The organism is Candidatus Baltobacteraceae bacterium (assembly GCA_036559195.1).
In the GTDB taxonomy this organism is placed as follows: Bacteria; Vulcanimicrobiota; Vulcanimicrobiia; order Vulcanimicrobiales; family Vulcanimicrobiaceae; genus JALYTZ01.
This window is the reverse complement of sequence record DATBTN010000001.1, coordinates 21,907-45,315: the sequence shown is the minus strand read 5'-3', so window position 1 is coordinate 45,315 and position 23,409 is coordinate 21,907. Positions and strand designations below refer to the sequence as shown.

25 protein-coding genes are annotated in these 23,409 nt (G+C 64.9%); 2 read left to right on the top strand and 23 right to left on the bottom strand.

Annotated features, from left to right (window positions below):
* Window positions 1-4: 4 nt before the first annotated feature.
* The 3 genes from recR to dnaX are packed head-to-tail and all read right to left on the bottom strand — an operon-like array spanning window position 5 to window position 2,568.
* Complete coding sequence (gene recR / locus VIG32_00210; GenBank protein ID HEY8296433.1) at window positions 5-613, bottom strand: recombination mediator RecR; 609 nt, start codon at window positions 611-613, stop codon at window positions 5-7.
* A gap of 9 nt (window positions 614-622) precedes the next feature.
* Window positions 623-940 (bottom strand): YbaB/EbfC family nucleoid-associated protein, encoded by a 318-nt coding sequence (locus tag VIG32_00205; protein HEY8296432.1) that lies wholly within the window; start codon window positions 938-940, stop codon window positions 623-625.
* Entirely contained in the window at window positions 937-2,568 is a 1,632-nt protein-coding gene (gene dnaX / locus VIG32_00200) for a DNA polymerase III subunit gamma/tau (protein HEY8296431.1), read from the bottom strand. Before dnaX ends, VIG32_00205 begins: the two co-directional genes overlap by 4 nt.
* A 134-nt stretch (window positions 2,569-2,702) precedes the next feature.
* Here dnaX and VIG32_00195 point away from each other — a divergent pair, with 134 nt between their 5' ends.
* Window positions 2,703-4,361, top strand: coding sequence for an ATP-dependent DNA helicase RecQ (locus tag VIG32_00195; GenBank protein ID HEY8296430.1), 1,659 nt, complete (start codon window positions 2,703-2,705; stop codon window positions 4,359-4,361).
* A 57-nt stretch (window positions 4,362-4,418) separates the two neighbouring features.
* A complete protein-coding gene (locus VIG32_00190) occupies window positions 4,419-6,020 on the top strand; it encodes a pilus assembly protein N-terminal domain-containing protein (protein HEY8296429.1) in 1,602 nt (533 codons plus the stop codon).
* 1 nt (window position 6,021) lies between these two features.
* Here the strand turns inward: VIG32_00190 and VIG32_00185 are convergent, their stop codons facing one another.
* The 20 genes from VIG32_00185 to VIG32_00090 all read right to left on the bottom strand — a co-directional run bounded on the left by VIG32_00185 (window position 6,022) and on the right by VIG32_00090 (window position 23,406).
* Window positions 6,022-6,270: a SemiSWEET transporter gene (locus tag VIG32_00185; GenBank protein HEY8296428.1), complete on the bottom strand. Its 249-nt coding sequence runs from the start codon at window positions 6,268-6,270 to the stop codon at window positions 6,022-6,024.
* Window positions 6,263-7,306, bottom strand: coding sequence for a glycosyltransferase family 1 protein (locus VIG32_00180; GenBank protein ID HEY8296427.1), 1,044 nt, complete (start codon window positions 7,304-7,306; stop codon window positions 6,263-6,265). Before VIG32_00180 ends, VIG32_00185 begins: the two co-directional genes overlap by 8 nt.
* Window positions 7,303-8,097, bottom strand: a complete 795-nt coding sequence (locus tag VIG32_00175; GenBank protein HEY8296426.1) for a tetratricopeptide repeat protein — start codon at window positions 8,095-8,097, stop codon at window positions 7,303-7,305. The genes VIG32_00180 and VIG32_00175 overlap by 4 nt, the downstream gene beginning before the upstream one ends.
* A gap of 77 nt (window positions 8,098-8,174) precedes the next feature.
* Complete coding sequence (locus VIG32_00170) at window positions 8,175-9,443, bottom strand: hypothetical protein (GenBank protein HEY8296425.1); 1,269 nt, start codon at window positions 9,441-9,443, stop codon at window positions 8,175-8,177.
* Window positions 9,444-9,510: 67 nt separating this feature from the next.
* Window positions 9,511-9,933: a hypothetical protein gene (locus VIG32_00165; GenBank protein ID HEY8296424.1), complete on the bottom strand. Its 423-nt coding sequence runs from the start codon at window positions 9,931-9,933 to the stop codon at window positions 9,511-9,513.
* A complete protein-coding gene (locus VIG32_00160; GenBank protein HEY8296423.1) occupies window positions 9,930-10,871 on the bottom strand; it encodes a DUF3084 domain-containing protein in 942 nt (313 codons plus the stop codon). Before VIG32_00160 ends, VIG32_00165 begins: the two co-directional genes overlap by 4 nt.
* Window positions 10,871-12,001, bottom strand: a complete 1,131-nt coding sequence (locus VIG32_00155; GenBank protein HEY8296422.1) for an LptF/LptG family permease — start codon at window positions 11,999-12,001, stop codon at window positions 10,871-10,873. The genes VIG32_00160 and VIG32_00155 overlap by 1 nt, the downstream gene beginning before the upstream one ends.
* A gap of 27 nt (window positions 12,002-12,028) precedes the next feature.
* Window positions 12,029-12,778 carry an LPS export ABC transporter ATP-binding protein gene (gene lptB / locus VIG32_00150; GenBank protein ID HEY8296421.1) on the bottom strand — a complete coding sequence of 250 codons (750 nt, stop codon included), beginning with the start codon at window positions 12,776-12,778 and terminating at the stop codon, window positions 12,029-12,031.
* A gap of 3 nt (window positions 12,779-12,781) precedes the next feature.
* Window positions 12,782-13,327 carry an LPS export ABC transporter periplasmic protein LptC gene (gene lptC, locus VIG32_00145; GenBank protein HEY8296420.1) on the bottom strand — a complete coding sequence of 182 codons (546 nt, stop codon included), beginning with the start codon at window positions 13,325-13,327 and terminating at the stop codon, window positions 12,782-12,784.
* Window positions 13,324-14,535 (bottom strand): O-antigen ligase family protein, encoded by a 1,212-nt coding sequence (locus VIG32_00140; GenBank protein ID HEY8296419.1) that lies wholly within the window; start codon window positions 14,533-14,535, stop codon window positions 13,324-13,326. The genes lptC and VIG32_00140 overlap by 4 nt, the downstream gene beginning before the upstream one ends.
* Window positions 14,525-15,688 carry a lipid-A-disaccharide synthase-related protein gene (locus VIG32_00135; GenBank protein HEY8296418.1) on the bottom strand — a complete coding sequence of 388 codons (1,164 nt, stop codon included), beginning with the start codon at window positions 15,686-15,688 and terminating at the stop codon, window positions 14,525-14,527. Before VIG32_00135 ends, VIG32_00140 begins: the two co-directional genes overlap by 11 nt.
* Complete coding sequence (locus tag VIG32_00130; protein ID HEY8296417.1) at window positions 15,685-16,410, bottom strand: metallophosphoesterase; 726 nt, start codon at window positions 16,408-16,410, stop codon at window positions 15,685-15,687. Before VIG32_00130 ends, VIG32_00135 begins: the two co-directional genes overlap by 4 nt.
* Window positions 16,410-17,525: a hypothetical protein gene (locus tag VIG32_00125; GenBank protein HEY8296416.1), complete on the bottom strand. Its 1,116-nt coding sequence runs from the start codon at window positions 17,523-17,525 to the stop codon at window positions 16,410-16,412. The genes VIG32_00130 and VIG32_00125 overlap by 1 nt, the downstream gene beginning before the upstream one ends.
* A gap of 19 nt (window positions 17,526-17,544) precedes the next feature.
* Entirely contained in the window at window positions 17,545-18,312 is a 768-nt protein-coding gene (lpxA, locus tag VIG32_00120) for an acyl-ACP--UDP-N-acetylglucosamine O-acyltransferase (GenBank protein HEY8296415.1), read from the bottom strand.
* Window positions 18,313-18,534: 222 nt separating this feature from the next.
* The gene (fabZ, locus tag VIG32_00115; protein HEY8296414.1) at window positions 18,535-19,008 is read right to left on the bottom strand and encodes a 3-hydroxyacyl-ACP dehydratase FabZ; all 474 of its coding nucleotides are present in this window, start codon (window positions 19,006-19,008) and stop codon (window positions 18,535-18,537) included.
* Between the two features lies 1 nt (window position 19,009).
* Window positions 19,010-19,852: a UDP-3-O-acyl-N-acetylglucosamine deacetylase gene (gene lpxC, locus VIG32_00110; protein ID HEY8296413.1), complete on the bottom strand. Its 843-nt coding sequence runs from the start codon at window positions 19,850-19,852 to the stop codon at window positions 19,010-19,012.
* A 24-nt stretch (window positions 19,853-19,876) separates the two neighbouring features.
* The gene (lpxD, locus tag VIG32_00105) at window positions 19,877-20,902 is read right to left on the bottom strand and encodes a UDP-3-O-(3-hydroxymyristoyl)glucosamine N-acyltransferase (GenBank protein ID HEY8296412.1); all 1,026 of its coding nucleotides are present in this window, start codon (window positions 20,900-20,902) and stop codon (window positions 19,877-19,879) included.
* Window positions 20,903-20,907: 5 nt separating this feature from the next.
* On the bottom strand, window positions 20,908-21,312 hold the full coding sequence (locus VIG32_00100; GenBank protein HEY8296411.1) for a hypothetical protein: 405 nt from the start codon (window positions 21,310-21,312) through the stop codon (window positions 20,908-20,910).
* Window positions 21,309-22,613, bottom strand: coding sequence for a hypothetical protein (locus VIG32_00095; GenBank protein HEY8296410.1), 1,305 nt, complete (start codon window positions 22,611-22,613; stop codon window positions 21,309-21,311). Before VIG32_00095 ends, VIG32_00100 begins: the two co-directional genes overlap by 4 nt.
* The gene (locus VIG32_00090) at window positions 22,600-23,406 is read right to left on the bottom strand and encodes an OmpH family outer membrane protein (GenBank protein HEY8296409.1); all 807 of its coding nucleotides are present in this window, start codon (window positions 23,404-23,406) and stop codon (window positions 22,600-22,602) included. The genes VIG32_00095 and VIG32_00090 overlap by 14 nt, the downstream gene beginning before the upstream one ends.
* Window positions 23,407-23,409: the final 3 nt, after the last annotated feature.

Below are 23,409 nucleotides of genomic sequence, written 5' to 3'. Positions count from 1 at the left end.
CTTGCTACAGCGTGCGGCGGCCTTCGAGCGCTTTGGCTAGCGTCATTTCGTCGGCGTAGTCGAGATCGCCGCCGATCGGAAGCCCGTACGCCAGCCGCGTCACGTTCACGCCGATCGGCGCGATCAGCCGCGAGAGATAGAGCGCGGTCGCTTCGCCCTCGGCGTTTGGATTGGTCGCGATGATGATCTCGGTCGGCGACTCATCGTTGATTCGCTCGATCAGTTCCTTGACGCGCAGCTGCCCCGGACCGATACCGTCCATCGGCGAGATCAATCCGCCGAGTACGTGGTACTTGCCCTTGTACGCCGAGGTCCGTTCGAGCGAGAAGATATCTTTCGCTTCGGCGACGACGCAAATCGCCTTGGGATCGCGCCGTTCGTCGGTGCAGATCGGACACGGATCCTCTTCGGTGATCGAGAAGCAGATCGAGCAGAGCCGGACCTTGTCTTTGACGGCGAGGATCGCCTCGGCGAGCGCCTGCGCCTCGTTGCGCGGACGATTGAGCAAGTAAAAAACGAGCCGCGCGGCCGTCTTCGGTCCGACGGTCGGCAGTTTGCTAAACTCGTTGATCAGCGCCGCGACCGGCCCCGCAATCGCCCCGGAATTGGCCACCGAACTGCGCTACGTGAGCCCGGGAATACGCATGCCGCCGGTCAAACGCCCCATACGCGTCGCGGCCGTTTCCTCGACCTTTTTTAACGCGTCGTTGAGTGCCACGGCGACGAGATCTTCGAGCGTCTCGGCATCTTCGGGATCGATCGCTTCCTTGGCGATCTTCACGCTTTTAACGCGATGGTCGCAGGTCATCTCGACGGTTACGCTGCCGCCGGCCGCGCTGCCCGACACGACGGTACTCGCAAGTTCTTCCTGCGCCGCCGCCATGTCTTGCTGCATTTTTTTCATCTGCTGCATCAGTTGCGCCTGGTTTAGTGGGGTCATTCTTTTATTCTTTCGTTGAGGTAGGTGAAGAGTTGGTCGGGATCGTCTTCGGATTGCGGGGGTGTCGGCGGCGGCGGGGCGGCACTTTTGGCGCGGGTGACGGCTGCGTCGACGCGCAGCGTGACGCGCAGCGGTGCGCCTACGACGTCGGCGATGGCCGTTTCGATGAGTTTCGCGCTGTCTTTTAGGATGTCGGCGGAGATCGAGTTGATCGGCTTGAGAATGACGGCGTTGCCCTCGATCGAGTCGACGACGACGCGCGAGAGCGCACCCTTGAGCGATTGTTTCTCGCTTTCGACTTTGGTGCGTATCGATTGCCAGGCGGCGCGTACCTTTTGAATCGTGATCTCGCCGCCGCGCGCGGGGGCGGCCGCGGGCGATTCGGGCACGCGTTCGGGCTCGATCTCGGGTTCGGGTTCGCGTTCGGGTTTCGGCACGGGCTTGGGCTGCGCGACGGGCGGCGAAGGCGGTGGCGCGACGGTGAGGGCGGAGAGCGGTGAGCCCATTTCGAGCGTCGCTACGCGGGCCGAGAGCGCGTCGAGCGTTGGATCTTCCGACGCCAGAACGAAGCGCAGCAGCGCGCTCTCCAACTCCAGACGCGGATGACCCGAGGTGCGCGCCGTCGCTAGGGCTTCGGTGAGCAAACGCAGCGCCCGCACCAATTGCACCTGTGCGACCCCGCGCGCACGTTCGGCCGCGAGCTGCGCGTCTTCGGGTGCGAGATCGCGCGCGAGCAGCGCGGGATCGATACGCCCGACGAGCAGATTGCGAAACTCCGCGATCAAACTGCGGATGAGCACCTGCATGTCGGTGCCGGCGTCGCTCGCGTCGTCGATCGCCGCGAGCATTCCGGCGGCGTCGCGCGCGAGAGCCCGCTCGAGCAGGGCGCGCGCCGAGTTACGTCCGGTCGCCCCGAACGCGAGATCGATCGTTGCGCTGTCGATGGCGCCGTCGGCAAACGATGCCGCTTGTTCGAGCATCGTGAGTGCGTCGCGCAATCCGCCGTCGGCACGATACGCGATCGCCGAGAGTGCCGTATCGTCGATGGCGATACCCTCGGCCGCGGCGATCTCGCGCATCCGTTCGATCATCACCGGGATCGAAATGCGCCGGAATGCATACCGCTGGCATCGCGAAAGGATCGTCACCGGAAGCTTCTCGGGTTCGGTCGTAGCGAGCAGAAACACCGCGTGCGCGGGCGGCTCTTCCAGCGTTTTGAGAAACGCGTTCGCGCCTTCCTTGGTGAGCATGTGCGCCTCGTCGATTATGTAGACTTTCATCCGCATCGCCGAGGGCGCGAACTTCACCGCGTCGCGCAGCGCGCGAATCTCGTCGATGCCGCGATTGCTGGCCGCGTCGATCTCGAGCACGTCGAGCGCCGTGCCGGAGAGCATGGCCAGGCAGAATTCGCAGCTGTTATCCGGCGTGGCCGTCGGTCCGGCGGCGCAGTTAATGCAGCGCGCGAGGATCTTCGCCGCCGAGGTCTTGCCCGAGCCGCGCGGGCCCGAAAAAAGGTACGCGTGCGCGAGTTTGCCGCTCTCGATCGCGCTCGTAAGGGTACGTACGACGGCGTCTTGGCCGACGAGATCGGCAAACGTCTTGGGTCGCCAGGTTCGGTAAAGGGACACCCTCATTGGTACTTTAGCACGTTTCGGGGCGCCTGCCGTCGGGTATACTTGAACCACGGGCGCCCCTTTAACGTTATAAAGGAGGCGCGCTACATGCTTCGTCGTTTGGCAGCGGCGATAAGGTAGGAGTAATCGTGGATTTCCGGGCTGCGCTTCGAGAGAAGTTCGGTTTCGAATCGTTCCAGCCGGGCCAAGAAGAGGTCGTCTCCCGTATCATGGCGGGCGAAGACACGCTTGCAATTCTCGCGACCGGAGCGGGCAAGAGCCTCACCTACCAGCTGCCCGCGTTGCTGCTCGAGGGGACGACGGTCGTCGTCTCGCCGCTCATCGCCCTGATGAAAGACCAGTTGGATATGCTGCGCGATCTCGACGTTACCGAGGTCGTGGCGCTCAATTCTACCCTCTCGGAGGAACAGGAACTCGCGGCGGTCGCGCGTATGCGCGGCGGCAACATCAAGATCGTTTTCGTGACGCCGGAAAAACTCGAGGACGACGCGTTCCTGCGCATCGTGCAAACGCTGCACGTGCCGCTCTTCGTCGTCGACGAAGCCCATTGCATCAGCCAATGGGGGCACGACTTCCGCCCGGCGTATCTCGCGCTGGGCAGCGTGATCGAGCGCCTCGGGCATCCGACCGTCCTCGCGCTCACCGCCACCGCGACGCCGGCGGTACGCGAAGACATCCTCCATCAACTCGGCATTCCGAGCGTCAAACCGATCGTCAAGGGATTCGATCGGCCCAACCTGGTCTACGACGTACGCCGCGCGGAGAAAGAGGCCGACAAACTCAAGATCCTCAAAGCGCTCTTCGTGCGCGGCGAACTCGAAGGCACCGGCATCATCTATACGGCGACCATCAAGAACGCGCTCGAGGTGCAGAAATACCTGCACGATCAGCTCGACGTCCCGGCCGCCGTCTATCATTCGAAGCTGCAGAAACACGATCGGACGTCGGTTCACGAGCTTTTCATGGAAGAGCATATTCGCGCGGTCGTGGCGACCAACGCGTTCGGCTTGGGCATCGACAAACCGAACATCCGGTTCGTCGTGCATTACGACTTGCCGGGCTCGGTCGAGGCCTACACGCAGGAAGCCGGCCGCGCGGGGCGCGACGGATTGAGTTCGAAGTGCATGCTGATCTATCGCATGAGCGACACGCGCGTGCAGAATTACTTTCTCACCGGCAAGTATCCGGATATCGAGGAAGTGCAAAAAGTATTCGGCACGCTCGAGATCTTCGGCACGCAAGAGGGCGGCGTCTCGATGACCGACCTGCGCAAGATCCTGCAGTTGCCGCTAACCAAACTCAAAGTCATTCTCGCGCTTCTCAAAAAAGGCGGATTCATCGAGACGCCGAGCCGCTCGAAGTACGCGCTGACCGAGGGCGCGCGCATGAATCGCGAGCTGGTGCTCAACCTCGCGAACTACGATACCAAGAAATCCTACGATCAGAGTAAACTCGCGATGATGCTGCAGTACGCCGAAACGACGTCCTGCCGGCGCAAGTTTATCTTGAATTATTTCGGCGAAGATTACGAACGGCCGCGCTGCGGGGCGTGCGATAACTGCCTGCGCGCTCCGTCGGAATCGCTCTCACCCGCGGAGCGCCTGCTGGCGCCCGTGCCGGAGCCCACCGGCGGCTACCGGATCGCCGACGTCGTCTACCATCCGAAGTGGGGACAAGGCACCGTCGAGCGGGCTGAGAAAGATTTAGTCACCGTGCTATTTCCGACCGTTGGCTACAAAACGTTGCTCGCTTCCGCGGTCTCCCGCGAAGAAGCCAAGATCGCCTAGAGCAGCGTGCACCGAGCGTCGATACTGACCGTCATTACCGCGGCCGGTTGCCTGTTTGTGTCTGCGCCGCCACTAGGCGCGCAGGTCAATCCGCCGGCACCGGCGGCGACGAACGCGCCCGTCGTGCCGACGCCGGCCGGACCGCCGGCGCTCCTGCCCGGTGCGCCCACCGCGACGCCGCTGCCGACGCCGTCGCCCACCCAGCCGCCGATCGTCGTCGCGCCCCAATCCGCGGTGGTAGCGGTCGGCTTCGACGCAACGCTGCGCGTCGGCTCGACGCTCGGAGCGGTCACGGCTACGGTGGGCAACCCCAAGGTGGTCGCGGCGCGCGTCGACCCGTCGGGGCAAAGCGTCGTGCTCACCGGGCTCGCGCCCGGCTCGACAGTCGTAACCATCGCCGATGCGCGCGGCATCAGCGCGAGCGTTCCCGTCCGCGTCGCCTATAACGCCGGCTCGATCGCGCAGAACGCGAGCGTGCGAATCACCGGCGATCCCGCGAGCCCCGATTACGTGCGCGAAATCGCGATCGAAGTCGCGCGTTCGGTCGCGCGCGCCCGGCCGGACGCGCAGATCGTGGTTTCGACCGATCAGGTCGCCTACAACGCGCAACTCGCGCAGGACGACGTCGCGACCCTCGACGTTCCGGTCCTGATTCAAGGCAACGACTATCTCCCGATCGACGGGACGACGCACGTGCGCGTCGAGAACGTGGCGGCGCCGAAGATTCAGCCGGATCTCCTGCTGGTGAGCGATTATCCCGAGACGCTGACCGAAGACGGCGTGCTCTTTACCGCGGATCTCAAGGCCGAACAGCCCTCGCGGTTCCTCTACTTTCACTACAATCCGCCCGGCGAACCCGATCGCCGCATCGTCTTGCGCGCGGAGAATCTCTCGCACGAGCCCGCCGACGTGCAGTTTATCAGCGGCGACGGCGGTCCCGGCCCCAACGAGATGGAGGTCGGTCACACCTCGACCAAGCGTTTTCTCGTGCGCTACGTTCAAAACGAAGGCCGCATCATCACGATTCCGGCCAACGGATCGCTCAATCTTTTCACGCAGGACTTACCGGCCAAGTCCATCGACACGAACGTGCTGCAGTTGCGCGTGCTCAACGGCGGCACGGTTCACCTGACGCTTTTCGCGCAGAATGCGACGCAATCGGCCGACGCGCCGCTAGCGACGATGCTGCTGCTTATGGGCACCCATCCGCACGCGCGCGGCGTCTACACGATTCCGGAGTTTCATCAAAGCGCGCTGTGGAACACGACCGATCCCTATTTAACGTTGACCGTCGGGAAGATTCCGCTCCCAAATCTGCTCTACGGGCAGGCGCTTGCGGGCGACTACGGCGTTCTGCAAAGCTTCGTCGTTAAGGTGCAGAACCCGACGGGTCGCCCCCAGCCGATCGCCATCTACGAGAGTCCACGCGGCGGCCGCGCGACCGGAACCTATTTGATCGACGGCGTGCTCATTCAATCGCACCAAACGCCGCCGTTTTCACGCTACAAGGTTCGCCAATACGTCGTACCCGCCAGGGGATTCGTGCGCGTGACCATCGAGACGATTCCCGATAGCGGCTCGACGCTGCCGCTCCAATTGATTTTTGCGCCCGATGACGGCAGCGTTCCGCCCGGCGCGCCGGGTTCGCCGATCTACTAAGTTACCGGTAGCGCATTTTGTAGAGCAGCACGGTGCCGGCTAAGAACAGCGTCGCACCGTTTGCCAAGGTGATCGGCAGGTTGCGCGTGAGAACGCCGTAGGCTAGCCAGCACGCAACGCCGCACGTGAGCACGACGTACATACTGCGCGAAATGCTCGTCGTATCGCGCGTCATCACGACTTTATAGACCTGCGGAATGAACGAGGCGGTCGTCAGGAGCGCCGCCAGCAGACCGAGATTCTCAACCACGGCGGTTCAGCGCCCCCGTTACGCCATCGTAGATGCGGCCCATCGCCCGCGCGCTCGCGGGCCACGCAAAGCGCTCCCGAGCGCGCAGGCGCGCGCGGTCGGCAGAGGCCTGCGAAGACGGATCGGCGATCGTCTCGGTGAGGGCGCGCGACCATGCGGCGACGTCGTCGACGGGAACGACGCGCGCGTCGCCGCCGGCGATCTCCGGCAGCGAACTTCGATCGGAGAGAACGACCGGCGCGCCCGCGCAGAGCGCTTGGGCGGCGGCGTACCCGAAGCCTTCGTAGCGCGAAGGCACCGCGACGACGCTGCAGCGGGCGTAGAGAGCGAGTAATTCGGCCCGTGCGACGTAGCCGCGCGCCTCGAAGCGATCGGCGACGCCGACGCGCCGCGCGAGCGCGAGACATTCATCGCGGTACGGCGTGGGCGGCCCCACCGAAACCAGGCGCGCGCCCGGGATTGCGACGAGCGCGCGAACGAGTACTTCGAGGTTTTTGCGCCGCTCGACGGTTCCGGGCACGAGAATCAGCGGTTCGCCGTTGGCGCTCTCGCGCCGCACGGCGCAAAAGTCCGCGGCCACGCCGGGATACACGACGTGCACGCGTTCGGCGGGCAGATCGAGCGCGTCGAGCAATTCCGCGCGCGAAAATTGCGAGTCCACGATGACGGCTCGGGCGCGCCGGTACTGGCGCACCGAAAATGCCCCGAAATAGCCGCGCGCGTACGCTTTCGCGTGCGCCTGAACGCGCAGCCAGGCGACGTCGTGCACGGTGACGACCGCCGGCAGCGGCAGCAGCAACGGCATCGTTCCCGACGCGCAATGCAAGAGGTCGGCGCCGCTGCGGCGCGCGCGCTGCGGCAGCAGCACCTGATCCCAGAGTACGCGCCGATCGAATCGCCACGGGTCGAGCGCCGGCTCGGCGAGTTCGCGTATCTCGCGGCCCTGCGCGCGCAGCGCATCGATGAGCCCGCGCGCGTATTCGCCGATCCCCGTCGCGGTGCCGACGGCGAGTTGGGCATCCACCGCAACGATCATCGCAGGTCGGCTTGGAGCGCGCGCAGCATCGCGGAGTTCGGATCGATCGTGCGGCTCCGCGCCGCGTAACGCTGCGCGCTCGCACGATCGCCCGCGCGCAGCGCAACCACGCCGAGCCCGGCGAACGCATCGGCGCTCGCGGGATTAACGTCGACGGCCCGCGCGTAAAAGCCGCGCGCTCCGGCCAGGTCGCCCAACGCAAGCGCTTGCGTTCCGGCCGCCAAGAGATAGCGTTCGGCTAAGGGCGAGAGTGCGACGGCCCGCCGATAGTCGCGCATTCCGACCTGCGTCCAATGGCGACGCGCGGTCGAGCCCACCGCGTACGGCCAGGAACGCATCGTCGCGATCTGTCCCAAATGCCAATACGACTCCGCAACCGCGTCGGGATGCGTGGTGAGCGCCTGCAGCCGGTTCTTCAACGTTCGTTCGAGGTCGTAGGCTGCCGCCGGATCGCTCTTGGCGAGGCGATCGACGTCGTCTTGAATCGCGAAAAAGTCGGCCCCGGCGAGAAAGTAGGCCTGCGCCGCGGACTCGTCACCGCGAGCTTGCGCGATGCGCCCGAGATACTCGTCGCGCAGACCCGCCGACGGGAGGCGCAACGCGTGCTGCTGCGCGGCATCCAGGTTGCCGCGCGCGAGTTCGGCGCGGGCCAGCATGCCTTCGACGTATTGTGCGGGAGCGATGCGCTCGATCGCGCGATAGATACCGATCCCCGCGGCCGCCGGCAGATGCGCCGGCAACGAGATGGCCGACCCGGCGCTTGCGAAAATCGCGTCGGAGGCGGCCTGCACGGTGCCTAGGACGAGAATCAGCGCGAGAACGATGATGGTGAGGATGCCGTAAACGATGCTGACGCGGCGGCTCTGGGTCAGAATTTCACCGTAAAGTTCACGTCGGCGCGCGTCTGCGTGAGATTGAGATTCGGAATAAAGTTGTCCTGATAGCGGTATTGGCGGGCCGAGAACGTGATGGCGCTATTGGTGTGCGGCAGTTGATACGTGATGTTTCCGAGGTACGTCTCCTTGCGCGCATCGATCCCCGGCACCAGCGTCGACGCGTTGACCGTCGAGTTCGTCGCGGTGTACCCGCCCTGAAGGTGCTGCGTGTCGTAGCCGACGTCGACGGTGACGTGGGTGGTCACGGGCAGCGCGACGTTGGCATTGAGCCCGTGTTTGGTTACGTCGACCAAGTTCGGATAGGAGATCGCACTCCCGCCGCGCAGCGGCGCCGCCTGCGTGCTCGCCTGCGGCGATTGCGGATCGAGCGGGATGTACGGGAACGACGTCTCGTCGGGCAGCGATTGATGCTCGAGCGATCCGCCGAGGTTCACGTTGAGATGGTGTTGCCCGGCACGCACGTCGAACGACGTGCCGGCCGCGACGCGGCTGTCTTGCTGGCGCAACGCCGCGCACGCGCCGTTTGGATCGGCCGTTCCGCACCGGCTCATCGTGTCGAAGGAACTGGGCGTTCCCGACGAGAGTGCCGATTCTTCGACGCTGCTTGCAAAACGTACGGGGCCGACGCGAACCGGAAGCGTTAACCGTTGCGCGACCGGCGCCTGCGGTGTAAAGAGCGGTGCGACCCCGCTATCGGCCGGCGCGAGCTCGAAGGGCGACGGCGAAGCGTACGCAAACGTCGGCGCGATCGAACCCGCAACGTCAGTCGGCGAAAAACGGCCGAACGCCTGTGGATCGAGCGGCCCGACGGTCGGTTCTTCGCGCGGCGCGGCCGCATCGATGCTCCCGCTCGAGGTATCGAACGTCTGATACTGCATTTGAATCTTCGCGCCGTGCAGCCGGAAGGTCACGCCGGTCACCCACGGTGTGGCGGCGACGGTTCGCAATTGCAGACGCGGTAAGCGCTCGTCCAAACGAGCGCCCGCCGTGCCCGCATAGAGCGCGCGCATGGAGGTCGGCATGAAGATCGGTAATTGCACGTCGATGCCGAAGACGGAGTCGCTCACCAGATCGTTGGAGGCCAGCGGGGCGGCGTCGCCGCGTAAGAAACTCGCGTTCGTGCGATCGAAGACGCGCGCGTAGGAGAGATGCACTTGATCCATCGGCGACGCCGCTGCCATACCGAAGCCGAGCGCTACAACGAGCGCTGCCGCTAAGGCCAAGCGAGCGAAGCGAATCATGTTCCTCTCCCTACCCGCAAAACGCGGGTGCCCTTCACTCCTTAGTATCGGACGTAAAAGGTGGACCCTATAGGTACGACGCCGGGTCCCCGGCTCCCCGTTCGATGTACCGCCGGGCGATCAGCAGGGCGGCGTAATCGTCGATCGGCCGGGGTGGAAGCTGGAGGCCCAGGGGGATCAAGCGCCGCCACCCGCGCGGCGGGTGGTCGGCAAAGTAGAGCACCCGCGCCCGCAGCGTGGTCTCGGTCTCGTCGATGAGATGGACGGGGATTCCGAGCGCGCTGATTTGGTCGCGAACTGGGAGGGCATTGGTCCCGCGGCCGAGCGCGACCGCGGCGATGCGATGGCTGCCGACCAGCAGCTCGAGGCGCGCCAGCAGGGAGCCGACCGGCTCGATGCCCAGTTCGAGAGCGCGCCCGGAGGGGTCGGTTACCGCGTATCCGGCCTTGCGCGTTCCCGGGTCGATGCCGAGAACCAGTTCGCCAATCAAGCCTGCACCTTACTGAGCGTCACGACGATCGAGATGCCCGTGCTCGGATAGATGTCGGAGGCGGCGAAGGCGGTGAGCACGTAGGAGCCGGTTCCTTGACTCACGGTCCGCTGCATCGCGGCCGCATCCTGCAGCGAACGCACCGAGGTAATCGTTTCGAAGTACTGCGGCAGGCCGCGCGTATTCGCGGCGCGCCGGACGTCGAGGAAGAGTTGCTGGTAGGCCGCGCTGATATTGAAATTCTTGTTGGCCGGAATCGTCAATTGCGCGATGCCTTCGCCCGAGCGATAGACGAGCTTGTTGAGCACGCCGTTGATCGTAAACGAGATGCGGTCTTTTTCGTAGAGGTTCTGGCCGGCCGTGGTCAGCAGCAGCACGTCGCTTTGCGAGAGCGCGGCCTCCGTTTTCGAGCCGTTGGCGAGCTCTTGCAGTTTCGCCTCGATATCGCTCGGCGGCTTGTAGGGCTTGAGTCCGAATTTCGTCCACGTCTGATCCACGGCGCGCACGGTATCGGTGTAGTACTGCTGCACGATCTGTCGCCGCTGCGCGGGCGTGCTCTTCTGCGGAATGTTTGCGATCGCCGGCCACATGAGCGTGTCGGTCGTGGCGACGACCCGGCTGTTGTTGACTTTGTTTTCGAGTTCGCGCGCGCGCGCTTGCAGCGACTGGATTTGCTGATTGATGGCGTTTAAGTGAAAGAACGCCAGCTTCACTTCTTGACTGGCAAGGATCGCGGCCAGCGTGACGACGAGCGCGATGACCATGCCCGTACCGATCGCGATGATGGTCGACGTGTAGCGCGGGCGAATATTGAAGAGCGTGAGCCGCTTGCGGCCGACTTGGTGGCCGACGCGATCGCCGGCGTACGCGATAGCTCCGGCGAGCGCCACGATGAACAGCACGAGTCCCGCGCCGCGGAAGAAATCGGCGACGCTCATCAGACCGATGCCGCCATTTGTAGCCGGCGCAGGCCGATTGCGGTAAAGATGATGTTCGGCATCCACGCGACGAGCGCGGCAATCGGCACGAGCGCCTCCCCAACGTACGAAAAGATCGTCAGCACCACGTAATAGATGAACACGATGAGCACCGCGAGACCGAAGCCGATCGACGTGTTGCCGCCGCCGCGAACCGATCGGATGCCGAACGGAACGGCGATGAGCACGAAGACGAAGCACGCAAACGGCTGCGCCAGTTTCTGCCAGTACGTCGTGACGTACTTTTTATATTCCGACGGCGTGAGTTGTCCCGACCGAATGATATCCGCGATGGTCGAGCGACTCATGTTGTCGGGGTTGTTCCCCGCCACGCGTTTGAGAAGATCGGTTGGCTTTTCGCCGATATCGACCTGCAGCTGCGGCGTGTTTGGCTCGACGGTGACGCTGCCGTCGGGTGCGAACGCGTACGCGCTCACGTTATCGAGCGTCCAGCGATCGGCGGTAAACTGCGCGCGGTCGGCAAAGAGTACGCGCGTCGGGTGGCTTCGCTCGTCGTACTGCACGATCGTAACGTGCAAGAGGGCCTGCGAATGCTGCTCGAAACCCTGCGCGATCGTCTCTTGGAACCCCGCGTTGTTCGGCAAGGGAGCGCGCACCGTGAGATCGCGTCCGAACGCGCTGATATGGTTGATCACCGTGTCCTGGATCGCCGTCACGCGATCGTTGGCGAACGGCACGACGCCTTCTTGCAGCACCAGCGTCACGAGCGATAGAACGAAACCCGCCGCAAGCAGCGGCGCGATGATGCGCAGAAACGTAATCCCGCCGGCCTTCATGGCCGTGATCTCGCTCTCGCCGGAGAGACGCTGCATGGCGAGCAGCGTGCCCAAAAGCATCGCCATCGGAAATACTTCGACGACGATATAGGGCAACTGCCACAAGAAGACTTCGATCGCGGCGAAGAGCGGGGCGTGCGCGTCGGAGACGAGCCGCCCGATCGCCAGAATCTGCGCCGCGGCGAAGATCAACACGAACGCCGAGAGCCCGAAGAGAAACGGCCCCGCGAGCTCCGCGAGCATGTAGCGGTCCAGAATCGTAAAGCGCAGCGCCGAGCCGCCCGGACGCCGCACTACCGGCCCGCCTCGTAAGCGCTCATGTTAGAGACGGAACCCTTCGCCCAGATAGAATTGGCGGGCGATCGGACTGTCGAGCACTTCTTGGGCGGTTCCCGAGACTTCGATCTTTCCGTTGTTCAAGATGTAGGCGCGGTCTACGATGGCGAGCGTCTCGCGCACTTGGTGGTCGGTGATGAGTACCCCCAGACCGCGATCGCGCAGTTGGCGGATCATCGTTTGAATGTCGGCAACGGCGATCGGATCGATCCCCGTGAACGGCTCGTCGAGCAACAGGAACGCGGGTTCGGTAGCGATGGCTCGCGCGATTTCGACGCGTCGGCGCTCGCCGCCCGAGAGACTATCGCCGCGCGCGTCGATGAACCGGCGCAAGCCGAACTCCTCGAGCAGCGCCGGAAGGCGCTCTTCCTGCTCGTCTTTGGGGACGTTGTTCATCTGCCAAATCAGGCGGATATTGTCGCCGACCGAGAGCTTGCGAAAGATCGAATTCTCCTGAGCGAGATAGCCGATCCCGTTGCGCGCCCGCTGGTACATCGGGGCGGCGGTCAGATCGGCGTCCCCTTGACCGTTGTCCAGTACGACCGTGCCCGCATCGGGCTTGACCAGACCGACGACCATATAAAAAGTCGTGGTCTTGCCCGCACCGTTGGGTCCCAATAACCCCACCACCTCGCCGGTCTCCACCTCGGCGCTCACGCCGTTGACGACCGCCCGCTCGCCGTAGCGCTTGACGAGATTACGAAGCTTGATTTGGCGCTTGGTCGCTGTTTGCATCGGTTATTGCATCACCATTCGCGTAAGTTTGACGTCCGAGTCGAAGCTGTTGCCGGTCGCCGAGGTCAGCGTGCCGCCCGCGAGTTTGGTTATGCGCACGTTCCCCTCGCCGTGGAGCATCCCGCTCTTGCTGTAGTACGTGAGTTGGTCGCAGGTCAGGGTCATCCCCGTGCTGCTCGTGGCCCGCACGCCGCCGGTCATCACGACCTCACGGCGCCGCTCGTCCACCGTTGCCACCGGCGCCGCGGCGAGCAGCGTCGAACCGTCTTTGCCGAAAAACGTCACGTGGGTCTGCGAGAAGCGGGCCTCGGCAGTCGTTTGCGTCGATTTGCTGACGTACGATTTCGCATGCAGTTCGTAGAGCTTGCGATTGCCCTGCTGCTCGCCGATGACGATCTGCCGCTTCGCGGTTCCCTTGCCGACGATGCGGATGGGCAAGGTCGTCGCGGCGGCGCTCGGCGTGGTGGTCGGCGCGGCCTGTAGCGCGTGCTGCGGCTGCGGGTTGCACCCGGCGAGCGCGAGCGCGGCCAGAAGCCAGACGCGCTTCATTGCGGCGCCCCTTCGCCGAGTCCGTCGCTCGCGCAGGCTAAGGCGAGGGCCATGGAAGGTAACCACAGCCCAAAAATTACAACGCTCACCGTGTCGATGAGGCCTTGCACCCACGTTCCAACAAGTCCCGCCGCCACCGCGTAGGCGAGCAGCTGGTGGGCGCGGGGCGCCGAGCGCAGGCGGTCGCGCAGGGCGAGCACGAAGCGCCACCACGCGTAGAGCACGGCGAGCACGCCGACGATGCCGGTCTCGGCGAAGATCGTGAGCAGGAAGCTATGCGCGTGGAACGCCGTCGCATCGCCGTCGGCCAAGCGCACCAACGGATAGATTCGCGCGAAGTCAAACGGACCCACTCCCGTGAGCGGAAAGCGGCGCATGATCTCGAGCGCGGCCTGCCAAATCGAAAGCCGCGTGTAGTTCTCCGACGGGTTGTGATGGACGTTGAACGCAACGAGAATCGCCGCGACGCCCGCGAGCAGCACGCCGACGGCGTAGCGGCGGCGCACGCGCTGCGTGAAAAAGACGAAGAACGCGAGCGCCGCCGCGAAGCCCATCCAGCCGGCACGCGAGAACGTAAGGATGAACGCTGCGGCACCCAACACGAGCGCCCCCCAAGCCAACGCGCGCAGCCGCGCGTCGCGCGAGACTTGCGTGACGCCGTAGGCGATCGGCAGGAAGATGATGAGATAGCCCGCGAGTTCGCCCGGCAGAATGAACGTTCCGATCGCGCGCCCGTGGCCGATCGTGTATTGATCGGCCGGAATTCGCGTTACGACCATCACGATGGCGGTTAGCGATGCGATCGCACCCGAAAGCAGGTAGCTCCAGAAGATCGCGCGCGCCACGCCCGGCGCGCGATAGTAGCGCACGAGCGCGAGATGCCAGATCACCGAAAGCCCGAAGATGCCGATGAAGAGCGCGCCGCCGCGCGGATCGAACCCGAGTACCGCCGCAAGCAGCGCCGCGCCAACCCAAAGCAGCAGCGGAGTCAACGTCGGCGGCGTCTCGCGCGGCGGCGTCGCGAGCATCGCGATCGCGTAGATCGCTACCAGCCCGACGAGGACGAGCAGCGCGATCGAAACGCTCGTCGGAACGAGCGAAACGCCCGGAATCGTTACCGCCGTCAACGTAATGAACGATGGGAAAAGCGGCACCACGAAATAGGTGAAAGCGAGCGCCGCCGGCATGGCGGCGAGCCTACGTCGCACGAGCGATCTCCGCTATGCACTGCGCGATCGCGCGCGCGCCGCCGGGCGGTCCCATCCGTTGGCGTCCGACGCTGCCCATACGCACGCGCCGCGGCGCGTCGTCGAGCAAGCCGCGCACGCACGCGGCCGCTTCCACTTCGCCGCCGGGACCGAGTTGGAGGGCGTCGCCAAGCAGGCCGGCTTGGCGCTTGCGATACCACGCCGTTTTTTTCTCGCCGGCGAGTTCGAACGCGACGACCGGAACGCCGCCGGCCGCCGCGACCTCATTGGCCGTTCCAGCTTGACCCAGCACGACCGTCGCGCGGGCGACGATCGGGCCGACGCCGCCGCGCCACGCGCGCACGACCTCCCGCGCACCGGCGCGCAAGACGAACGGCGCCACCGGATCCGACGCGTGGGAGATATCCCAACCGTCGGCGGCGAGCGCCTCCGCGAAGCGCGCGACTTCCAGCCCCGGAGCGATCGAAAGGATGCCGCCGACGTGGGGCTGCGTGCGAGCCAAGCCGCGAACGACGCCGCAGAGGAAGCGCGCGTCGGCATAGGCGGCGGGCGCTCGACTGCCCGGGAAAAGCCCCAGCAGCGGCGCGAAACCGCTCGCGAGCGGTTCGATCCGCTCGTCGTCTGCGGCGTTGAGATCCACGATCACGTTTCCCGGCGCTTGCGCCGCTACGCCCGCGTCCTGCAGGCTTTGTGCGGTGGCCGCGTCCCGCACGAAGACCGCGCGCGCGCGGCGCAGCACGCGCGCTTCGAACGGCCCGTACGGTGCGACGTACACGCTCTTGGCGGTACCGACGTAGATGGCCGGCGCGCGCGCCTGCAGGGCCATCATCAACGCGAAGACGTCGCCGACCGCAACGGTCACGTCGTAGGCACCGCGCGCCGAGCGCAAAAAGCGCCATTGCGCGAGCGTGTGTCCGACGAGGCCGGATGCCAAATCCCGCGCGATGTTCGGAAGATTGCCCATCGCGATCAGTCCGCCGCTCGGCATAACGCGCCGCGGGCCGACATCCCGCATAACCGACGGGTGTCCGAAATCGCCGACCAGCGCGAGGTGATCGCATTCGATCGGCGCGAGGTTTTGCAGTTCGCTCGCCAAACGAGTCGCGATCGCTTCCTCGCCGTGTCCGTTGCTGACGAAAAGCGCGCGCGTCATTCGGCGTGCAGCAGCGGAACGAGCGCGAATCGCGCGATGCGAAAACGGCGCGCGGCCGCGTCGTAGGCGAGTTCGGTCTGTGAAACGTACGCACCGTACGGGCCGGCGTGCACGATCGGCACGTCGCCCACGTAGGCCGGTTCGCGCAACGTATCGTGACTGTGTCCGCCGAGAACGAGATCGATGCGCGGCACGGCCGCGGCGAGCTTGCGATCGAGCGCGAGCCCCACGTGCGAAAGCACGACGAGCAGGTCGCCTTCGGGCATCGCGTCGGCATACGCGCCGACCGCCTCTTCGGGGAGCAAGAAACGCCACCCGAAGAGGCGCTCCCACGGACTGCCTACCGGGTACTGCATGATCAGCAGCCCGAGCAGATGCACGCGTACGCCGTCGTACTCGAGCACCAGCGTTCGATCGAACGGAAGCTCGCGGCCCTTGGTATCGAGAAGATTCGTACAGAGCAAGGGATGGCGCATCGAACGCGCGCGCGCGCGCAGCAGCCCGAAGATATAGTGAAACTCGCGGTTGCCGATCGCTTGAGCGTCGTATCCGGCGGCGTCGATCTCCGCGACGATGGGCTCGTCGCGACGATAAACCGTTTGGCTTCCGCGCAGCGAGTCGCCGCAATCGAAGAGCAATCCGGGCTCTCGCGCGCGCAACTCCTGCAAACGCGGGACGAAGCCGCGGTGATCGTGCAGATCCGACGTATGATAGATGCGCATCAGCTGCGAGCGTCCTTCGCCAGCGCGACGGCAAAAGCCGCGCAGCGTTCGAGCGCGTCGGGCGGTCCCAGCGCCGAGCGCAGCGCCTCGAGTTCGCGATACTGCCGCGCCGGGGCGCGCAGAATCGCGTCCATCGCCGCGGCCAGCCGTTCAGGCGTCGCGTCCTGCTGCAAGAGTTCGGGAATCACTTCGCGCTCGAGCACCAAATTCGGCAGCGCGATGAAACGGCCGGAATAGACGCGGCGCGCGTGCCGCACGAGCAGCGGCGTAATGATGTAGAGCGCGACGGACGGAACCCCGCACAGCGCCGTCTCGAGCACCGCCGTCCCCGACGAGACCCACGCCGCGTCGGCCTGGGCGATCGCCCGAATCGTTCCGCGTTCGATCGTCACATCGCGCACGCCGTGCCGCGCGATCGCGGCGGCGACGATTCGCTCCGCGCGCTCGTCGGCGGCGCCGACGACGGCGCGTGCCTTCGGCCGCGTCTCGCGCAGCAGCTCCAGCGCCTCGAAGAGCGCGGGCAGATGGAAGCGCAACTCTCCGCCGCGGCTTCCCGGCAAGAGCGCGACGCAACCCGCATCGGCGGGCGGCGCGGGCCGCGAGGTCCGCATCGTATATTGTCCGACCAACGGATGGCCGAAGTACGCGATGGGCAGACCCAGCGATTCGTAGAAGCGCTGCTGGTGCGCGAAGGCGGTGAGCGGCAGCATCACGCGCGCCACGTCGCGTGCGGCTTTTGCCTTGTCGAGCCACGTCGCGGGCGGAAAGACGTCCAGAATCGTTCCGCGATAGCCCAACAGCCGCAGCGTCTTGGCAAGGCGCACGTTAAACGCGCCAAAATCTACCAGCACGACGAGGTCGGGTTTGCTCTTCGCGATATGCAGCGCCGTCACGTACATCGTGGCGAGCAATTTCGGAATTCGCGGTATCGCCGCGAGCGGACCCATGCTCGCCCAGCCCGAGTGATCGCGCCAGAGCGTAAAACCGGCGTCGCGCATGCGCGCGGCGCCGATGCCTTCGAACTCCGCTCCCGGATCGAGCGCGCGAACCGCCCGCGCGAGCAGCGTCGCGCTCAGCTCCCCCGAGGCTTCGCCGCTGGAGAAAAAGTATCGCATCGTTAGCGCGGCACGGCTATTACTTCAGCACGCCGAGTTGCGATTGACCCTCGAGAAACGCAATGATCTGGCGGCCCGGTTCGGTCGTCACCTCACCGCGCATCGCTTCGAGCGCTTGCGAAACGTTCAATTTCGGGCTGTAAAGCGTCTTGTAAAACTTCTTGATCTCGCCGCGCTCTTCGATCGAAAAACCGGCGCGCCGCAGACCGACGCTGTTGAGTCCGTGCGGCTCGATCGGATTCCCGTCGACCAAAAAGAACGGCGGAACGTCGCGATTGACTTTACTCGCACCGCCCACCATCGCGTAACGTCCGACGCGCGAGAACTGGTGCAGCCCCGCCATTCCGCCGATCGTCGCGTTATCGCCGACTTCGCAATGTCCGGCCACCTGCGCGAGATTGCTCATCGTCACGCCGTTGCCGACCAAGCAATTATGCGCGATATGCACGTACGCCAGCAGCAAACAATCGTCGCCGACGGCGGTCACCGCGCCTTCGCCCGTCGCGCGCTGAATGCTCACGTACTCGCGAATAACCGTCCGATTCCCAATCTTCGTAAACGCAATCTCGCCCTGATACTTTCGATCCTGCGAAGAAGCCCCGATGGTCGCAAACGGAAAGATCGCACACCCTTCACCAATCGTCGTCCACCCATTAACGACGACGTGCGCCTGCAGCACCGTGCCCGTCCCAACCGAAACGTGCTCGCCCACAATACAATAAGGCCCGATCTCCACCCCGCGCTCGATATTCGCATTCGGATGCACGATAGCCGTAGGATGAATCAAAACCCACCCACTCCAAAACCAAAACCCAAACCAATCAACCCTGTACGAACCGTCTTTTTTTGGCTGGCCGGAGGGGTAGGGCTGACGGGCGTCTGAGGTCGGAGCGAAGCCAGGATGGCGAGAGCGAACGACTCAGCGAGCAGCTTTTTCGCACGACGCGAAAAAGCGGGCGTCCCGTCAGCCCGACCCCCCGCACCCGCCAACCAACGACCGGCAAGAACCTCAAGCATGCAAGACCGTCGCATCATACCCAAACAACCGCGGATCCGAAGCGATCGAAAACATCAAATCCGTCGTGCAAACCAGTTGATCGTCCACGCGGCCCTCCGCATGCACCCACCCGATATTACGCTTGTGCTTGAGCAGCTTTACTTCCATCATAAAGCGATCGCCCGGCACGACGGGCCGTCGAAACTTCGCCGCCGTAATGCCGGCAAGATACGGGGTCTTGCGCGAAAACTCGCCGGGCTCGAGCACGACGCAGCCGCCGAGCTGCGCGAGCGCTTCGATCATATAGACGCCGGGCAGCAGCGGATTGCCGGGAAAGTGTCCGGTGAAGACGGGCTCGTTGTTGGTGACGTTCTTGAAGCCGAGCGCTCGAACGCCCGGCTCCAGTTCGAGAATGCGATCGACCAGCAAGAGCGGATAACGGTGCGGCAAGATCTCCATGATCTGCCGGATATCGAGTTCGGCCAACCTAGTGTACTTTCACGGAAGGGAGCGTTCCGGCGAACTGCTTGCGCAAGGCGCCCGTGGCGATGCAGTGCAGCTTGTGGCCGCTCTTGATGGCGATCACCTCGAACTGAGGCCACGCGCCGAGCAGCGCGAAATCGCCGAGCAGATCGAGCACTTTGTGCCGCACGACCTCGTTGGGCCAACGCAGCGGCTGCATCGGACCCTCGGGTGAGAAAACGATCGCGTTCTCGAGCGTGCCGCCCTGCGCGAGCCCGCGTTTGAGCAGCGCTTCGACCTCGTGCAGGTACCCGAAGGTTCGCGCGCCGGAGATCTCTTCCTTAAATACGTCGGGCACGATCTCGGAATCGAAATAGTGCGCGCCGACCGGCGGCGGATAATCGACCGCAAACTTCACGCGGAAGCTCGATGCGGGAAGCGCGATGAGCGTTTTCTCACCGTCGCGCACGAAGAACGGGGCGCTTAACACGTAGCGCGCGCGCGGTTCGCTCTGCGGCGCGATGCCGACCTGTGCGATGCGCTCGGCAAATTGTCGCGCGCTGCCGTCGGCCACCGGAATCTCGGGCCCCGTAACGTCGATGCGCGCGTTGCTCACGCCCATACCGAAGAGCGCGGCCAGCAAGTGCTCGACCGTCGACACCGTTTTGCCGTCTTTGCCGAGCACGGTGGCGCGCGCCGTTTCGATGACGTACTCCGCGTGCGCCGGAAAGCTGACGTCCCCGTCGAGCGTGAACGTTAGGCCCGTGTTCGGGCGTGCGGGAGATACGCGAACGGAGCACGGCAGGCCGCTGTGCAGGCCCACTCCTTGGAAGGCAATCGCCTCGCGTAGGGTCGTCTGGAAATCCATCATCGAGACTCGTGCATCGGGGGCCTACTGGCCGCGCTTGGTTTCGCCTTCGAGAGCATCCACACGAGCGACGAGCTTAGGCAGGTTTCGAACCAATGCCTCTCGCCGCAGATCGTCGCGGTGGGGGCGCGCCGGACGGCCGCTCACGAACTCGTCGTCGGCCACATCGCGCCAGACGCCGCTCTGACCGGCCACCTTCACGCGCGAACCGATGGTGATGTGCCCGCGAAAGCCCGCTTGGCCGCCGACTTGCACGTAATCGCCCACGATAGTCGAGCCCGCAAGGCCAACCAGCGCCGCGAACGCGGAATGCCGGCCGATCTGGCAATTGTGGCCGATCTGACACAGGTTGTCGACCTTGGTCCCGCACCCGATGCGCGTGCTTCCCGTTTGAGCGCGATCGACGCAGGCGTTCGCACCGATCTCGACGTCGTCATCGAGCACGACGTTGCCGACCTGCGGAATGCGTTCGAAATGTCCGTCGACGAAAACGTAGCCGAAGCCCTCGCTGCCGATCACGCACCCCGGATGCAGGACGACGCGATTGCCGAGCAGGCACCCGTCCATGACCGTCGCGCGCGGGTAGAGCAGACAATCCTCGCCGACGCGCGCGCCGGCTCCGAGATGAACGCCGGCTTCGAGTACGCTGCGCTCGCCGACGTGCGCGTTGGCACCAACGTACACGTTCGCCGAAAGATAGGCGGTGGGCGCGACGACGGCGCTCGCTTCAACGACGGCCGAAGGATGGCGAAACGGCCCCTGCGGACGCGGCCGGTCGAACGCGCGCAACAGGATCGCCAGCGCCGCGCGCGCGCTGGGTACCACGAGTAACGGTTTGGCGGCGGTTTGGACCGGCACCAACGCTTCGTCGATGAGCACCGCGCCCGCGCGCGAGGCCAGCGCCGCGTTGGCGTACGGCTCCGTGGTCGCAAACGTCAGCGATTCCGGACCCGCCTCATCGATCGACGAGATGCGTTCGATGGCGATCGTGCCCTCGCCGGAAACCCGGCCGCCGACTCGCGCGGCAAGCTCCGCAAGCGTCCCAAGCATCGCGATTACGGCGACGGAGTCGCCTTCTCCGTAATACCCAAGATCTTCTCGACATCGGGGGTGATATCGGTGCCGCCGTAGCCGACGAATTGGCGCGTCAGCACGAGCTTGAGCTGCTTGTCGCCCGCGACTTTGGTGGCGGCGTCGCGCACCTGTTTGACGAGGTCGTTCTCGATCCCGGCGTACTTCTGCTGCAGCTGAATGACTTGCCGCTGCTTCTGCGAGCGCGAGCCTTTGCTTGCGAGAATGCCTTGCTCGTCGGCGTTGAGCTGATTCTGCGCGTCGAGGTACTTTGGCCAGTTTGCCGTGAGCCGGCTCACGTCGACGAGACCGACCGGGCTTTGCTGGGTGGTGCAGCCTGCGAGCGCCGCGACGGCGGCGAGGATCAGAAAAGCGTTTCGTTTATTCACTGGTGTAAACTCTCGATGTCCTTTGTAACGTCGTCGGTTAGGTCGAGCCCTCCGCTCGCCGCGCTCGGGCTCACGAACACGACGCGCAGCCCGCGCTTGACCGCGATTGCCGCAGCCTCATGCTTGATCTGGTCCACGATCTTTCCATACAGATCGTCGCGTTGCTTGCGCAGCGCGCTCATCTGCGAGCCGGCTTCGGTCGCCGCGCTTGCATCGACGCCGTGCAGCGCCGCATAGCGTGCGTCGAGATCCGCTTTGGTCTGCTGGTATCGCGCAACCGTTTGCTGCGCGTCGGCCTGGAACTGCGCTTTGAACTGTTTGTCGATGGCGGCGAGCTTCGTCCGCGTCTGCGGCGAAACGTTGGCCGGAACGGCGGCCTGCGGCGCGAGACCCTTCAACTGCGTGGTGATCTGCGAACCCACTTGGTTGCGCCGGCTAGCCAGCAGCGTGCGCGTCTGCGCGTGAATCTTGGCCGCCTGCTGCGCGATCTCGGCGCCGGTTTGTTTGCGCAGCTGCGCCTGGTATGCCGCCAGTTCGCGCGCGTCGGCGCTTCGCTGCGCGCCCAACGCCGATGCCTCGTGCCGGTCGAGCGCGTCGAGCTGATCGCGATACGTCTTGCGCGTCGCATCGTCGAGCGCCAAATTCGAAAGCTTCGTCCGCAGCTCGAGCCGCCGGTTCGCGTCTTGCTGCGAAAGCTGCAGCGAGAGCTGCGACTCGCGCTCTTGCAACTGCGTCGCCTTCTGGCGATATTGGCGATCGGCGCGCGTCGATAACTGCTTGTCGATCGCGGCGACGGCGGCCCGATCCTGCGCGAGCACGCTCTGCTGATAGGCCGCGAAATCCGCATTCGCCTGCGCCGTCACTTGCGCGGCTTGAACGTTCGAAGTTTGTTGCATCTGCGCGCCCGCTTGCGACCCGGCTCCGGCCTCTCCGGCAGCCACCAGCGCCGCGCGAATCGCGGCCTGTTCGCGGCGGCCGTAGTCGACCTGTTTTTTCTGCAGGATCGAGTTGGCGCGGTCCTGCGCCGCCTTGAGCTCGGCGTTGAGCTGTGTGGTCTCGGCCGCGATCTGCGCGCCGGTCTTCGGAACCGCCGGGCCGAGGCTCGCGAGCGAGAGCGCGCTCATCGCGTTATCGAGTTGCGCGAGCTGACCGTAGAGCGGATGGGCCTTGACGACCTCGTCGAGGCGCACGTAGCCGATGCCGCGAACGTCGGGCGCGTTCACATCGACCGGATGCGAACATCCGGCCAAAAGCGCCGCGGCGAGAACCAACGCGAGTCCCCCGCTTCTATTTAAGTTCATTTTGGACATCCGAGGTGATGTCCGTGCCCCCGTAAACGATGTCGGTCTTATCGACGACCAGAATCAAATTCTTTTTCTTCGCAACGTCGGCCATTGCGGACTTCGTCTGATCGACGAGCGGCTTGAGCACTTTGTCTTGCTCGTCGCCGAGCGTCTTCTGGAAAGTTTTCGCGATCGCTTGACGATCCGCATCGGTCTTCGCCGAAGCCATCTGCTTCTCGGCCTGCTGCTTTTGATCGTTCGCGAACTTCAAGTAGTCGTCGTTGGCCGTCTTGACTTTGGGGAGCTGGTCGATCTGCGACTGGTCGACGAACCCGATCTCCGACGGCGGCGGCGTCGCCGTGGGCGGCACGACCGCGCCCGTTCCCTTTACCAGGTTGAGCACGGCGCCGGTGATGTTTTGACCGCCGTAGATCACGATGCGTTTGTCGACGACGACCGAGAGATTCTTGCTCGAGCTAACCTGCGCGATCGCGGCCTGCGCGCGCCCGAAGAGCGGGCCGAGAATCTCGCGCTGGCGGTCGGCGAATTTTTGCTGAAATTGTCCGTAGAGCTGCTGGCGCTGCGCGTCGGTTTTGGCTTTCTTCATCGCCGATGCGGCCTGCGCTTGCAGCTGCGCTTGATACTGCGCCATCTGCGCGTTCGCGCGCGCGAACGCCGGCAGCGCGCCGATCGCCGCCTGATCGATGTATCCGACGTCGGAAAGATCCGCGGCGATCGCTCCCGGCGCGAGCGCCACGAGCGCCGCCACAACGCCGGCCGCAAAGAGCGTACGAATTGTCGTCAATCTCACGTT

Bases quoted from the DNA above. Each gene is read 5' to 3' on its own strand.
- lptC (HEY8296420.1), bottom strand. From the start codon at position 13,327: ATGAAGCGCGTCTGGCTTCTGGCCGCGCTCGCGCTCGCCGGGTGCAAC.
- VIG32_00135 (HEY8296418.1), bottom strand. From the start codon at position 15,688: ATGACGCGCGCGCTTTTCGTCAGCAACGGACACGGCGAGGAAGCGATC.
- lpxD (HEY8296412.1), bottom strand. From the start codon at position 20,902: ATGCTTGGGACGCTTGCGGAGCTTGCCGCGCGAGTCGGCGGCCGGGTT.
- VIG32_00170 (HEY8296425.1), bottom strand. From the start codon at position 9,443: ATGATTCGCTTCGCTCGCTTGGCCTTAGCGGCAGCGCTCGTTGTAGCG.
- VIG32_00125 (HEY8296416.1), bottom strand. From the start codon at position 17,525: ATGCGATACTTTTTCTCCAGCGGCGAAGCCTCGGGGGAGCTGAGCGCG.
- VIG32_00130 (HEY8296417.1), bottom strand. From the start codon at position 16,410: ATGCGCATCTATCATACGTCGGATCTGCACGATCACCGCGGCTTCGTC.
- VIG32_00205 (HEY8296432.1), bottom strand. From the start codon at position 940: ATGACCCCACTAAACCAGGCGCAACTGATGCAGCAGATGAAAAAAATG.
- VIG32_00160 (HEY8296423.1), bottom strand. From the start codon at position 10,871: ATGAGCGTCGCCGATTTCTTCCGCGGCGCGGGACTCGTGCTGTTCATC.
- VIG32_00095 (HEY8296410.1), bottom strand. From the start codon at position 22,613: ATGAACTTAAATAGAAGCGGGGGACTCGCGTTGGTTCTCGCCGCGGCG.
- lptB (HEY8296421.1), bottom strand. From the start codon at position 12,778: ATGCAAACAGCGACCAAGCGCCAAATCAAGCTTCGTAATCTCGTCAAG.
- VIG32_00180 (HEY8296427.1), bottom strand. From the start codon at position 7,306: ATGATCGTTGCGGTGGATGCCCAACTCGCCGTCGGCACCGCGACGGGG.
- lpxC (HEY8296413.1), bottom strand. From the start codon at position 19,852: ATGGATTTCCAGACGACCCTACGCGAGGCGATTGCCTTCCAAGGAGTG.